At 65.7% G+C, this 13,410-nt stretch carries 14 protein-coding genes; 11 read left to right on the top strand and 3 right to left on the bottom strand.

The features are described from left to right. Positions 1-43: 43 nt before the first annotated feature. From R2N03_RS06370 to R2N03_RS06355, 4 genes are read left to right on the top strand one after another with little or no spacing between them, the layout of a single operon-like run. Positions 44-1,054 carry a DNA polymerase III subunit delta' gene (locus R2N03_RS06370; protein WP_316656354.1) on the top strand — a complete coding sequence of 337 codons (1,011 nt, stop codon included), beginning with the start codon at positions 44-46 and terminating at the stop codon, positions 1,052-1,054. A 21-nt stretch (positions 1,055-1,075) separates the two neighbouring features. After that, positions 1,076-1,492 (top strand): PilZ domain-containing protein, encoded by a 417-nt coding sequence (locus tag R2N03_RS06365; protein WP_316656352.1) that lies wholly within the window; start codon positions 1,076-1,078, stop codon positions 1,490-1,492. 53 nt (positions 1,493-1,545) lie between these two features. Beyond that, positions 1,546-2,349, top strand: a complete 804-nt coding sequence (locus R2N03_RS06360; protein WP_316656350.1) for a TatD family hydrolase — start codon at positions 1,546-1,548, stop codon at positions 2,347-2,349. 13 nt (positions 2,350-2,362) lie between these two features. Then, entirely contained in the window at positions 2,363-3,187 is an 825-nt protein-coding gene (locus R2N03_RS06355; RefSeq protein ID WP_316656348.1) for an ankyrin repeat domain-containing protein, read from the top strand. Between the two features lie 28 nt (positions 3,188-3,215). Here the strand turns inward: R2N03_RS06355 and egtB are convergent, their stop codons facing one another. Beyond that, on the bottom strand, positions 3,216-4,514 hold the full coding sequence (gene egtB, locus R2N03_RS06350; protein WP_316656346.1) for an ergothioneine biosynthesis protein EgtB: 1,299 nt from the start codon (positions 4,512-4,514) through the stop codon (positions 3,216-3,218). A gap of 241 nt (positions 4,515-4,755) precedes the next feature. Here egtB and R2N03_RS06345 point away from each other — a divergent pair, with 241 nt between their 5' ends. The 7 genes from R2N03_RS06345 (at position 4,756) to R2N03_RS06315 (ending at position 10,617) form a co-directional block, all read left to right on the top strand. Further along, a complete protein-coding gene (locus R2N03_RS06345) occupies positions 4,756-5,826 on the top strand; it encodes a LacI family DNA-binding transcriptional regulator (RefSeq protein WP_232042829.1) in 1,071 nt (356 codons plus the stop codon). After that, complete coding sequence (locus R2N03_RS06340) at positions 5,823-6,854, top strand: ABC transporter substrate-binding protein (protein WP_024975671.1); 1,032 nt, start codon at positions 5,823-5,825, stop codon at positions 6,852-6,854. Before R2N03_RS06345 ends, R2N03_RS06340 begins: the two co-directional genes overlap by 4 nt. Positions 6,855-6,856: 2 nt before the next feature. Then, on the top strand, positions 6,857-7,708 hold the full coding sequence (locus tag R2N03_RS06335) for an ABC transporter permease (RefSeq protein WP_316656340.1): 852 nt from the start codon (positions 6,857-6,859) through the stop codon (positions 7,706-7,708). Beyond that, entirely contained in the window at positions 7,705-8,502 is a 798-nt protein-coding gene (locus R2N03_RS06330; protein ID WP_316656338.1) for an ABC transporter permease, read from the top strand. The genes R2N03_RS06335 and R2N03_RS06330 overlap by 4 nt, the downstream gene beginning before the upstream one ends. Continuing rightward, positions 8,499-9,560 (top strand): ABC transporter ATP-binding protein, encoded by a 1,062-nt coding sequence (locus R2N03_RS06325; RefSeq protein WP_316656335.1) that lies wholly within the window; start codon positions 8,499-8,501, stop codon positions 9,558-9,560. The genes R2N03_RS06330 and R2N03_RS06325 overlap by 4 nt, the downstream gene beginning before the upstream one ends. Before the next feature lie 5 nt (positions 9,561-9,565). After that, entirely contained in the window at positions 9,566-10,414 is an 849-nt protein-coding gene (locus tag R2N03_RS06320) for a phosphodiesterase (RefSeq protein WP_316656601.1), read from the top strand. 74 nt (positions 10,415-10,488) lie between these two features. Next, positions 10,489-10,617 carry a type 2 periplasmic-binding domain-containing protein gene (locus R2N03_RS06315; protein ID WP_316656333.1) on the top strand — a complete coding sequence of 43 codons (129 nt, stop codon included), beginning with the start codon at positions 10,489-10,491 and terminating at the stop codon, positions 10,615-10,617. Positions 10,618-10,728: 111 nt separating this feature from the next. Here R2N03_RS06315 and R2N03_RS06310 read toward each other — a convergent pair whose 3' ends face one another. Both R2N03_RS06310 and R2N03_RS06305 read right to left on the bottom strand, forming a co-directional pair. Then, complete coding sequence (locus R2N03_RS06310) at positions 10,729-12,189, bottom strand: amidase (RefSeq protein WP_316656331.1); 1,461 nt, start codon at positions 12,187-12,189, stop codon at positions 10,729-10,731. Between the two features lie 8 nt (positions 12,190-12,197). Continuing rightward, entirely contained in the window at positions 12,198-13,409 is a 1,212-nt protein-coding gene (locus R2N03_RS06305; RefSeq protein WP_316656328.1) for a M20 aminoacylase family protein, read from the bottom strand. Position 13,410: the final 1 nt, after the last annotated feature.

The following is a 13,410-nucleotide window of genomic DNA, read 5'->3' as shown; positions in this document are numbered from 1 at the left end:
CGACAATAATCCGCATCAACAATCTGACGTAACTCATTGATTCATGATGCTTTATCCATGGCAATCCGCTGACTGGACGCGCCTGCAAGCCATGCGCGGCAAGCTGCCGCACGCGATCCTTCTCAACGGCCAGTCCGGCACCGGCAAGCGCGATTTCGCCATGCACTTCGCGCAAGGCTTGCTGTGCGACTCGCCTGCCGCCGACGGCCAGCCTTGCGGGACCTGTGCAGCGTGCAATTGGTTTGCCCAGGGCAACCACCCCGACTTCCACCTCGTGCGGCCCGAGGCCATGGAAGAGGCGCCCGAGACAGAGAAAGACGCCGACGGCAAGAAAAAGGCGCCCAGCAAGATCATCCGCATGGAGCAGGTGCGCAACCTGATCGAGGCCGTCGGCGTGGGAACGCACCGGGCGGGGTTGCGCGTGGTGGTGCTGTATCCGTTGGACGCCCTGCAGACCGAGGGTGCGAACGCGCTGCTCAAGACGCTGGAAGAGCCGCCACAGGACACCATCTTCCTGCTCGTGACCGACCGCATCGACCGCATCCTGCCGACGATCCTGTCGCGCTGCCGGCAATTCCCCCTGCAACCCCCGCAGCCCGAGGCCGCGCGCCAGTGGCTGGAGCAGCAGGGCGTGCCGCATGCACAACACCTGCTGGCCGAATTCGGCAACGCGCCGCTGGCCGCCCTCGCTGCGGCGGAGTCCGAAGACCGGCCGCTGCTCCAGTTCCTGCTTGAACAGCTCGGCCAGGGCGCGAAACTCGACGCGCTGGCCACGGCAGACCATTTACAGAAATTGTCGGTACCTGCCGTTCTCAGTACCATGCACCGATGGGTGTTTGACCTCATGGCATCCCGGCTGGCGGGACGGCCGCGTTACTTTCCCGCGCAACGTGATGCGCTGCGGCGCTGCGCAAACGCCATTCCCCTGGACCGTCTGGAACGTTTTGCGCGTGCCTTGCCGGGACGCCGCCGCACCGAGCTGCACCCGCTGGCGGCACGGCTGGTCATCGAAAGCCTTTTGCTGGATTACAGGCAGCTGTTTGCGGCCGCCTGACACTGAACCTCTGGAATCTCTGTGAGCACAGCACCTCTTCGCACGCCGGGCACACCGGTGCCCCCCGGTACACCGGCTCCTGGCATGGCTGCAGGCGCGCCGACACGTCCCGGCATTGTCTCCCTCGCCATCAAGGACGAGGCCGGCCTGCACGCGGCGTACATGCCGTTTCTGAAGAATGGCGGCATTTTTGTTCCGACGCAGCGCCCATACCGGATCGGCGAGGACGTCTTCCTTGTCTTGTCGCTGCTGGATCGTCCGCAGAAGTACCAGGTGGCCGGCAAGGTGGCCTGGATCACGCCGGTCGGCACGCCCAACAAGACGCCCGGTATCGGCGTACATTTCGGCGAAGATGAACCCTGCAGCGTTTTGCGTCGCGTGATCGAGGAGTTGCTCGGCAAGCAGATCAACTCGCAGCGACCGACGCAAACGCTCTGATGTTTTTTCTGCTGCAGCACATGAAACCTGTGCTGTAACTTTCTGATTATTCGATGTTTGTCGACTCCCACTGCCATATCAATTTCCCCGATCTGCGCGCGCGCCTGCCTGAACTGCTCACGCGCATGAAGGAAAACCGCGTCACGCACGCGCTGTGCATTTCCGTCACCCTGGAAGACTTCCCGAGTGTGTTGGAGATCGCCGAGCAGCAGCCGAACGTGTACGCCACGGTGGGCGTGCACCCCGATGCAGAAGCCGACATTGACGAAGGCACCCGTATCGAAGAGCCGACGCTCGAGCGCCTGCTGGCGCTGGCGGATCATCCGCGCGTGGTCGGCATCGGCGAGACGGGGCTCGATTACTACCGCCTGAACGGGCGCTCCGTTGCAGACATGGAATGGCAGCGCGATCGCTTCCGCACGCATATCCGCGCCTCGAAGCAGACCGGCAAGCCGTTGGTGATCCACACCCGGTCGGCGGCGGATGACACGCTCGCCATCATGCGCGAGGAAGGCGCAGAGGCCGCGCGCGGCGTCATGCATTGCTTTACCGAGACGTGGGACGTGGCAAAGGCCGCGCTGGACCTCGGTTTCTACATCTCGTTCTCAGGCATCGTCACCTTCAAGAACGCGGTAGACCTGCAGGAAACCGCCAAGAAGGTGCCACTGGATCGCATGCTGATCGAGACCGATTCGCCGTATCTGGCACCGGTACCGTTCCGCGGCAAGACGAACGAGCCCGCCTATGTGCGCCATGTGGGCGAGTTCCTGGCGACCTTGCGTGGCGAACCGCTGGACCGTATCGCTGGCGCTACCACGGATAACTTCTTCAATCTTTTCAAGGCAATACCGCGATAACTTGAAGCGCTCTATGAAAAAAACCGCAGTAGCCGCAGGGCTCGTGATGGCGCTGTCTGGCGTCGCATTCGCCACGCCGCAAGACGACCTGCGGGAGGCGGTTGAGTACAACCGGCCGGCGCTGGTGCAGAAATATGTCGCCCAGGGCGTCAACCCCAACCTGAACACGCGCGACGGCACGCCGCTACTGGTGGATGCGCTCAAGGACAAGAACATCGAGGTGGCCGAGGCGCTCATCCGCGCCAAGAACATCGATTTCGAGCGCACCAACGCTGCCGGCGAAAACGCGCTGATGATGGCCGCCTACCAGGGCCTGCTGCCCATGGTGAAGCTGCTGGTGGAAACCTACGACGTGGAGGTCAACAAGACCGGCTGGACCGCGCTGCATTACGCCGCCACCAACGGGTATGACGACATCGTCAAATACCTGCTCGACCACGCGGCCTATATCGATGCGGAAAGCCCCAACGCGACCACGCCGCTGATGATGGCAGCCATGGGCGGGCACATCACCACCGTCAAGCTGCTGCTGGACGAGGGCGCGGACATGAACCTGCGCAACCAGCAGAAGATGGACGTGATCGACTTCGCCAAGCGGTATCACCAGGATGAGATTGCGGCGGGGTTGGAATCGCGTCGCCGCAAGCTGGCAGCGCAGGCGGGCAAACCCGCTCCGGTGGCGTCGCCCGCAGCGGCAGTCTCGCAGCCTGCCCAGGCAAGCGCGCCTGACGCGCCAGCGCCGATGCCGGCAGTCAAACGGGACACCGTCGCTCCTCGCCCGGCGGGCCAGGACACGATCGGCACCCCAACCAACATGCTGTTTGACAGCAACCGCTAGACGCAACGCAACTACCGGGCGTGGCGCCTCACGCCCGCCGCGCCAGCCGCACTCCGGTGAATTGCCACCGCTGGTGCGGGTAGAAGAAGTTGCGATACGTCGCCCGCAGATGCCCCTCTGGCGACACGCACGACCCGCCACGCAGCACCATCTGGCTGCACATGAACTTCCCGTTGTATTCGCCCACGGCCCCCTCGGCTGGCTCAAAGCCCGGGTAGGGGCCATAAGGGCTGGCGGTCCATTCCCATACATCACCGAACAGTTGACGCAGGCTGCTAGCCTCGGCGATGTCGTGGTCGGGCAACGGGCGTAGTGCGCCCCGGCCGGCAAAGTTGCCTTGCACGGGGAGGCCTTCTGCGGCGTGCTCCCATTCGGCTTCCGTCGGCAGGCGGGCGCCGGCCCAGCGGGCATAGGCATCGGCCTCGTAAAAGCTGACGTGCGTGACCGGCGCCTCCAGATCCACCGGCTGCAGGCCGTGCAGCGACATCTGCTGCCAACCTTCGGCCTCGTCCATGCCGGCGCGCCAGTAGAGCGGGGCGTCAATGCCTTCGCGCTGCACCCATGCCCAGCCGTCGGAGAGCCACAACGTTGGCTGCCGGTAACCGCCGTCCTGCATGAAGGCAAGCCACTCGCGGTTGGTGACCGGGTGCGTGGCCAATGCATAGGGCTCCAGCCAGACCGTGTGGCGCGGGCCTTCGCAATCGAACATGAAACCGGCATCGGACTCGGTTTTGCCGATCTGCACTGCGCCGCCCTGGAAGCTCACCCAGCCCGGTTGCGCGGGCGCCGCATGCACGCGTGGCGGCGGCGTTTCTGCATAGGCCGGGCATAGCGGATTCTGTGCAAACAAGTGGAGCAGATCGGTCAACAGCAGTTCCTGATGCTGCTGCTCGTGGTGCAGACCAAGCGTAATCAGGCGCGCCAGGTCATCCGTTACGCCGTCGGCCAGCAAGCGCTGCATGGCCGCATCGACATGGGCCCGATAGGCACGCACTTCGTCGAGCGTGGGGCGGGTGAGCATGCCACGGCGCGGGCGCGGGTGCCGCGCACCCACGGTCTCGTAATACGAATTGAACAGGTAGCGGTAGCGTGCGTCCGGCGAGCGGTAGCCCGGCACGTTCGGGCCCAGGATGAATTCTTCAAAAAACCACGTCGTATGGGCCAGATGCCATTTGGCGGGGCTGGCGTCGTCCATGGATTGGACGGTGGCATCGGCGTCGGACAGGGGCGCGGCCAGGGCCAGCGATTGCGCTCGCACGACGCCGTAGTGCTGCATCAGCGCGGGCAGGGCGGTAGTTGGCACATCAAAAACGGGCGATACGCGCATGGGGTCTCCAGAGCAGGCAGCGAGAACAGCACAGCAGCAAGTGGGCCATGCCGCTGCGCGCGCGTTGGCGCACGCCGCTTGCCCATTTTCGTAAGAAGCATATGCGAGCTTTGTAACTTTGCCATGCACAACCCTGGCGATGCTGCGTTGCGGCGATGACTGCACTGCAGCATCGATTGTCATGAAATAGTCATTGCGCGCACCTAGGATGTAAACGTTTACACTTTTCAAGGGGCCCGCAGTGGGCAGCAGCATCAAGGACGTGGCGACGCATGCCGGCATTTCGATTGCCACGGTGTCGCGGGCGGTCAATACGCCGGAGCGGGTGAGCGCGTCGACGCTGGCCCGTGTGCAGGCCGCCATGGATGCGCTTCACTACCGCCCGAACGCGCTGGGCCGCCAGCTGCGCGCCGAGCGCACGGGCTTGCTGGGCGTGGTGCTGCCATCACTGGCCAACCCCGTGTTTGCCGAATGCATGCAGGGCATCGAGGAGGCTGCGTCCATCACAGGCCAGCGCGTGATGCTCATGACCACCGCCTACGACCGAGAGCGTGAAGCCCGCGCCATCGAGACCATGCTCGAGCAGCGCGTCGACGGCCTGATCCTGACCGTGGCCGATGCCGCCGCCAATCCGCACCTCGATCGCCTCGACGCCGAGCATGTGCCTTATGTGCTGGTCTACAACGACACGGTCGGCCAGGCGCGCATTCCTGCACGCTGCTGTGTGACCGTCGACAACCGGGCGGCCGCCCGCGACGCCATCCGCGCGTTGCTCGCACAGGGCCACCGCCAGATCCGCATGCTCACCGGCACGCTGGCGGCGTCGGACCGTGCGGCGCTGCGCCACGACGGCTACCGCGAAGCGCTGGAAGCGGCCGGCATTGCGCCGCAGCCGCCGGTCGAAATTGACTTCAATGCCGACGCCATGCTGCCAGCCGAGCTGGCCCGCCTGCTGGCGCCGCCGCGGCCGACCGCCATTTTCTGCAGCAACGACCGCCTTGCGTTGCTCACCATCCGCTCGCTGCGCGAGATGGGCCTGCGCGTGCCAGAAGACGTCAGCGTCGTCGGCTTCGATGGCCTGGCGATGGGGCAGTGGCTTTCGCCCACGCTGGCGACGGTGGCGCAGCCGCATCGCAGGATCGGCACCGATGCAGCCATGGCGCTGGCCCGCCGCATCACTGGCGAGGCGGTGCCCTCGATTACGTTGCCGCACCGCCTGCTGGCGGGCGGCACGCTGGCCCGTGCGCCGGCTGAAGCGTCTCTCTCCGTTGTTTCTTCCCTCACGTCTGATACGCAAGGAGCGTCTCGATGAAACGTCTCGTTCAATGGCTGCGCGCGTGCGGCCTCGTGGCAGCCGGCGCATTTGCCCTGGCTGCGCCGGTGCAGGCTCAACCTGCTGGCCAGCAAGTCGCGATCTGCTACAACTGCCCGCCCGAGTGGGCCGACTGGGCCAGCCAGATCAAGGCCATCAAGGAAAAGACCGGCATCACTGTGCCGTTCGACAACAAGAATTCCGGCCAGGCCATCGCACAGATGCTGGCCGAGAAATCGCACCCCGTGGCTGACGTGGCCTACCTGGGTATCACGTCCGCGTATCAGGCCAAGGAAAAGGGCCTGGTCGCCAACTACAAGCCCAAGCATTGGGAAGACATTCCGGCCGGCATGAAAGACCCGGATGGCGCGTTCTTCTCGATCCACTCCGGCACGCTGGGCTTCTTCGTCAACAAGGACGCGCTGGAAGGCAAGCCCGTGCCGCGCTCGTGGAAGGATCTGCTCAAGCCCGAATACAAGGGCATGGTCGGCTATCTGGACCCGAGCAGCGCCTTTGTCGGCTACGTGGGCGCCGTGGCGGTCAACCAGGCGCTGGGTGGCACGCTCGACAACTTCGGCCCGGCCATCGAGTGGTTCAAGCAGTTGAAGAAGAACGCCCCGATCGTGCCGAAGCAGACGGCCTACGCGCGCGTCGTGGCAGGCGAAATCCCCATCCTGCTGGACTATGACTTCAACGCCTATCGCGCCAAGTACAAGGATCACGCCAACGTGGAGTTTGTGATTCCGCAGGAAGGCACGATTGCCGTGCCGTACGTGATGAGCCTGACCGCTGGTGCGCCGCATGCCGAGAATGCCAAGAAGGTGCTGGATTTCGTGCTGTCGGACGAAGGTCAGACGCTGTGGGCCAACGCCTACCTGCGCCCGGTGCGCGCCAGCGCCATGAGCAAGGAAGCCGCCTCGCGCTTCCTGCCGGCCAGCGAATACGCCCGCGCAAAGACGGTCGACTTCAACAAGATGGCAGCCGGCCAGCAGGCGTTTGGCACGCGCTACCTGAACGAGGTCCGCTGAGCATGAGCACCGTCACCCGAACCACCTTGCCCGACGATGCGGTGTTGCCCGCACGGTGGCGGGTGGCGTTGCTGGCACCGGCCGTCGCGCTGTTCTGCGCGTTCTGGCTGCTGCCGATGGCCGCGCTGCTGCGTGTGAGCGGCAGCGAAGGGCTGGTCGCCACGTACACGGCGGCGCTCACCACACCGCGCTACCTGGGCAGTCTGTTCTCGACGGTGGTGCTGTCCGCGGCGGTGACGCTGGCGACGCTCATTCTCTCGACCATCGCCGGGTTGTTTCTGGTGCGCCACAACGTGCCGGGCAAGCGGATGATTACCGCCATGCTGACGTTTCCGCTGGCGTTTCCCGGCGTGGTGGTCGGCTTCATGGTGATCCTGCTGGCCGGGCGCCAGGGCCTGCTGGGTGACCTCACGCACAAGCTCGTCGGCGAGAAATGGGTCTTCGCCTATTCCATCGGCGGGCTGTTTCTCGGCTACCTGTATTTCTCGATTCCGCGCGTGGTGCTGACGGTCATGGCAGCGGCGGAAAAGCTCGATCGTTCATTGGAAGAGGCGGCACGCTCGCTGGGTGCATCGTCGTGGCAGGTGACGCGCGATGTGCTGGTGCCCGGGCTCGCGCCCGCCCTGATCGCCTCGGGGGCCATCTGCTTTGCCACGTCGATGGGCGCGTTCGGCACCGCCTTTACGCTCGCCACCGATATCGACGTGTTGCCGATGACGATCTATACCGAGTTCACGCTCAACGCCGGGATTGCGATGGCGGCGGCGCTGTCTGTGGTGCTGGGCGTGGTGACGTGGCTGGTGCTGGCGATTGCGCGCACGGCGGCTGGCGGACAAGCGGGGGCGGCAGCATGAAGCGCGCCTTGTCTGCTGCCCAGTGGGGTATCACGCTGCTGCTGTGCCTGTTCCTGATCGTCCCGGTCATCCTGTCGATGGCCGTGGGCCTGACACGTAACTACATCCGCGGATTCAAGAGCGGTTGGACGCTCGATTGGGTCGCCCAGGTCTGGGATATGTATCAGGCGTCGATCTGGATGTCACTGCTGGTGGCGCTGTGCACGCTGGTGATCGTGCTCGCGGCCGGCGTGCCTGCGGGCTATGTACTGGCGCGGCGTCAGAGCCGTGCAAGCCGCCTGATCGAAGAATTCCTGACGCTGCCCGTGGCGCTGCCCGGCTTGGCGACGGCGCTGGGGTTGATCGTGGCCTATGGCGGCTTTGGCGGTTTTCGCGAGAGCCTGTGGTTCATCGTCGTCGGGCATGTGGTCTTTACGCTGCCGTTCATGGTGCGCTCGGTTGCAGCCGTGGCGGCAGGCCAGAACCTGAAGACGCTGGAGGAGGGCGCCGCCAGCCTGGGCGCGTCGTTCTGGCAGCGCTTTCGCACCATCGTTCTGCCCAACGTGCAGCCCGGCATCCTGGCCGGGGCATTGACAGTGGTGACGCTCTCGGTGGGCGAATTCAACCTCACCTGGATGCTGCACACACCGGAAACCAAAACCCTGCCGGTCGGCCTGGCCGATACCTATGCGTCGATGCGCCTGGAGATTGCCAGCGCCTACACGCTGATCTTCTTCGTCATGATCGTGCCGCTGTTGGTGCTGATGCAGCGCTTTGGCGGCCTGCGGGTGAACAACGGAAAGGCTTCCCGATGAGTACCGAACCTCTACATCTCGCGCCCGTGCCGATCCGGCTGCGTGGCTGCGGAAAACACTTCGGCGGCCAGCGCGTGCTGGAGTCGATGGACCTCGACATCGCGGCGGGCGAGACCGTCGTGCTGCTCGGCCCCTCGGGCTGCGGAAAGACCACCACGCTGCGCATCGTCGCGGGGCTGGAAGCGCCGGACGCCGGCGGCACCGTGCACTTTGGCGACGAAGACGTCACCGCACGCCCGATCGAGCGCCGCCGCGTCGGCATGGTGTTCCAGAGCTACGCGCTATTTCCCAACCTGAGCGTGCGCGGCAATGTGGAATACGGCCTGCGCATCCAGCGCCGGCAGAACGGTTTGTCCGACACGCAGATCAGCGCCCGGGCGAACACGCTGCTGGAGATGATGCACCTCACGCCGTATGCAGACCGCGGTGTGGATCAGCTCTCCGGCGGGCAGCGCCAACGCGTGGCCCTGGCGCGCGCGCTGGCGCCCGAGCCGCGCGTGCTGCTGCTTGATGAACCCCTCACGGCGCTCGACGCCAAGCTGCGGGAATCCGTGCGCGCCGAGATGGACCGCCTGCTGCGCAGCCTCGGCATCACGACCATCTACGTGACACACGACCAGGAAGAGGCGATGGCGCTGGCCGATCGCATCGTAGTCATGGAAGCCGGCCGCATTGCGCAGATCGGCACGCCGCGCGAAATCTACTTCCAGCCGGCCAACCGGCACGTGGCGGATTTCATCGGCGTCATGAACCGTCTAGATGGTAGGCGCGAGGACGGCGCATTCGTCTGCGCAGGCGGCCGCTTGCCCGTGCCAGCGGGCGAAGGCGACGCCGTGTTCTTCCGCCCCGAAGATGCCGTGCTGGTGGATCCGGCGCACGCCGCCCTCAAGGGCAAGGTCGAATCAACGGTGTTTCTCGGCTTCCGCACCCGCGTCCGCGTGGCGGGCATGTCAGCCACGCCGTTATTCATCGACGTCCCCGGCCGGCAACTCTTTACGCCTGGCCATGCGATCGGCTTTGATGTTCCGGCCGAGCGCCTCCTGACCTTGCAGGCCTGATGCCGATGCATTTCCTGCAACTGACCGACCTTCACATCAAGCGCCCGGGGCGACTCGCGTATCGGCGCGTGGATTCGGCGGCCTATTTGGCGCGCTGCGTGGCGCATATCCTGGCCCAGCCCGAGAAACCGGACGCCATCGTGCTGACCGGCGATCTCGTGGACGCTGGCGCGCCGGAGGAGTACGCGCACTTGCGCGCCGTACTGGCGCCGCTCGATGCGGCTGGCATCCGCATGCTGCCCGTACTGGGCAACCACGACGGCCGCGAGGCCGCCCGCGAAGCGTTTGCCGATTGGCTTGCGCCCATTCCGGCCACCGCGCAAGACACACGCGGTTTCCAGTACTGGACGGACATTGGCGACGCTCGCCTGATCGTGCTCGATACGCTGGACACCGGCCATCCGGGTGGCCGCCTGGGCGTGCAGCGCCTGGATTGGCTGGCCGAAGCGCTGGCGTATGAAACGCAACGCCCGACCGTCATCGCGATGCATCACCCGCCGTTCGCCACCGGCATCGGCCACATGGACGTGCAATCGCTGGCCGAGGAAGACATCCCGGCCTTCGCACAGATCGTGCGTGCCGCCGGCAACGTCGAGCGCATCATCTGCGGGCATCTGCATCGCTCCATTGACGTGCGCTTTGCCGGCACGGTGGCATCGACGTGCCCCTCACCGGCGCATCAGGTCGCGTTCGACTTGGACCCCGACGCGACGCCCGGCTTCGTGATGGAGCCGCCCGCGTACAAGGTCCACGCGTGGGTGCCGGGCCAGGGGCTGGTGAGCCACCTCGCGTACGTGGGCGAGTTTGACGGCCCACACCCGTTCTTCGAGGCGGATGGCCGGCTGATCGACTAGGCCGCTTCCGCGGCGGCGGCCATGCGATCAGCGCGGCACTGGCCGGACAGGGCGAGATTCTGACGAACCTGCCCTTGGTGCGAGACGCATTGCAGGCGGGCACGCTGGCACAGCCGTTCGAGGGACCCGTGATCCGCCGGTATGTGTTCTGGGCGGTGAGCCCCACCGCACGCATTGAAGATGCGGGCATGCGCGCCGTATGAAACTGGCTGCAGCTGTGTCGCGCTGAGATGACAGCGGCGCGAACGACCGCCAGTTGAGCGCCGCGTCGTAGCGTGCAGCGGTCATCGCCGACCCGCAGGCTCGCGAGGGGATCAGCCCAGGAGTGGCGATCTCCGCTGCGCTGGCGCGAATGCCTCGTGCCAGGCGGCCGCGAGCTGCAGCAAGGCGAATTCCGACCGCGGCGGCGCAATGACCTGCAGGCCAAGCGGCAGACCGTCTGCCGTGAAGCCCGACGGCAGGCTGGCAGCCGGCACGCCGGCAAGTGTCGGGCCAATCACCACCTCCATCCAGCGGTGATAGGTGTCCATGGCGCGGCCAGCCACTGTCTTGGGCCAGGGTTCTTCTGCGGGAAACGGAGCGACCTGGCTGCACGGCAGGACAAGAAAGTCGTAGTGTGCAAACTGGGCCAGCAGCGCCTGGTACCAGCGCGATCGCGTGGCCGTCGCACGGCTGATGTCGGCTGCACTGCGGCGCTGACCTTGTTCGACTTCCCAGATGGCTTCGGGCTTGAGCAGCTCCCGTGTCTGCGCGTTGGCGTACAGCGGTCCCAGATTGCCGGACACCATCCACGAGCGCAGCGTGCACCAGCACTCCCACAGCGCGTCCATCGGGAAGAAGGGGGATACCGCGTCAACGTGGCAACCCAGGGTGTGGAACGTCTCCAAGGCCCGGGTGTTGACGGCCATCACTTCGGGCTCGATGGCGAGGTAGCCGCCCAAGTCGCCCAGCCAACCGATGCGGGTCTGGCGAAAGTCGCGTTGCAGCGGCTGGGTGAAGCACGAGGGATCGTCCCCCAGCGAGAGCGGCGCGCGCGGATCGTATCCGGCCAGCGTGGCAAGCAACCACGCGAGGTCTTGCGGGTTGCGTGCCATGGGGCCTTCCGTGCCGAGCTGCTGGAAGAACACGTCGGCGGTCGGACCATAAGGGACGCGGCCGAGGCTGGGCCGCAGCCCGTAAATATTGTTCCAGGCTGCGGGATTGCGAAGTGAACCCATCATGTCGCTGCCGTCGGCCACGGGCAGCATGTTCAGGGCCACCGCGACGGCCGTGCCGCCGCTGCTGCCGCCGGCCGAGCGGGCAGGGGCCCAGGCGTTGCCCGTGGTGCCATAGACGCGGTTATAGGTATGGGAGCCCAGGCCGAACTCGGGCGTGTTTGTCTTGCCGACCAGCACCGTCCCCTGGCGGCGCAGGCGCTCCACAACGATGCTGTCGTGCGTCGGCACGTGGTTCGCCAGGGCCAGGCTGCCCATGGTCGTGACGAGGCCCGCTGTGGCGGCAAGGTCCTTGGGCGCCTGCGGAAAACCGTGCATCCAGCCGCCAGACCGCCCCTGCGACAGTTGCGCATCACGCATGCGGGCCTGTTCGAGCGCCGCTTCGGCGTCGACCCGCGCGACGATGGCGTTGACCGCCGGGTTCAGGCGGTCGATCTGTGCCAGGAAAGCTTCCATCACTTCGACGCAGGACACATCGCGTCTGTGGATGCGCGTGGACAGCTCGATTGCGCTCCACTGAACGATGTCCTGGTTGGCTGTGGCAGAGAGGTCGGCGTACATGGCAGTGGTCAGCCCTTCAGGAAAGCTTGCGTCAGTCGCACCCAGCAGGCCGCGCCCAGTGGCAGGACCTGATCGTTGAAGTCATATCCCGGATTGTGAACCATGCAGCCGCCGAATTCCCCCTCGCCGTTGCCCAGGATGAGGTAGCAGCCGGGCACTTCATTGAGCATCCAGGCAAAGTCCTCGCTGCCATTGAGCCCCTTGGGCGCCTGCGTGACCACGTTGTCCGATCCGACCAGTTCGGTGCAAACCTGTTGCGCCAGCTGGGTTTCGGCCTCGGTGTTGACCATGGGAGGCGTCAGTTGCCGGTAGTCGACCTGTGCTTCCACGCCGTGCGCCTGCGCCGTCAGGCTGACGATCTCGCGGATGCGCTGCTCCACCAAGGCACGCGTTTCAGGCCGCGCCGCGCGCACATTGAGACCGATTGTGACCGCTTCCGGAATCACGTTGTGCGTGGCGCCGCCACGAATGAACCCGACCGACACCACGGCGGTATCGTCGGGAGCCACGTTGCGTGCGACCACCGTCTGCAACGCGGTAACGATCGCTGCCGACGCTGCGATCGGGTCGCGCGCGCGGTGCGGCATTGCACCGTGCCCGCCCACCCCTTTGACGATCACGTCCGCCACATCGGATGACAGGCTCACCGGCCCCGGCAATACGCGGAAGCTGCCAGCCGGCACGCCCGGCATGTTGTGCAGGGCGAAGACGGCATCGCAGGGAAAACGCTCGAACAGTCCGTCCTCGATCATGGCGCGAGCGCCGCAGAGGTTCTCTTCGTCGGGCTGAAAGATCAGATTCAGCGTGCCGTCGAAGCTGCGGCTGTCGGCCAGCGCCTTGGCGGCCGCCAGGAGGATGGCGGTATGGCCGTCGTGGCCACAGGCGTGCATCTTGCCGTGGTTGCGGCTCGCATAGGGCAGGCCGGTGGCTTCGATGATGGGCAGCGCGTCCATGTCGGCACGGATGCCCAGCCTGCGCGTGCCGTTGCCCACCTTCAGTTGGCCGACCACGCCGCTCTTGCCGATGCCGGTATGGACCTCGTAGCCCCAGCTTTTCAGCAGGTCTGCAACGAGCGTGCTGGTCGCGCCGACCTCAAAGCCCAGTTCCGGTTGCGCGTGGATCTGGCGGCGGATGTTGACGAAGGTTTCGGCGTCGATCTGCACCGGGGGCAGCAGATGCGGCAATAGCTGGAAGGGCGTGAGCGTGGGCGCTTTGGTCATG

The organism is Ralstonia condita, from assembly GCF_958405655.1.
GTDB classification, from domain to species: domain Bacteria; phylum Pseudomonadota; class Gammaproteobacteria; order Burkholderiales; family Burkholderiaceae; genus Ralstonia; species Ralstonia condita.
This window is presented reverse-complemented; position numbering and strand designations above follow the sequence as displayed.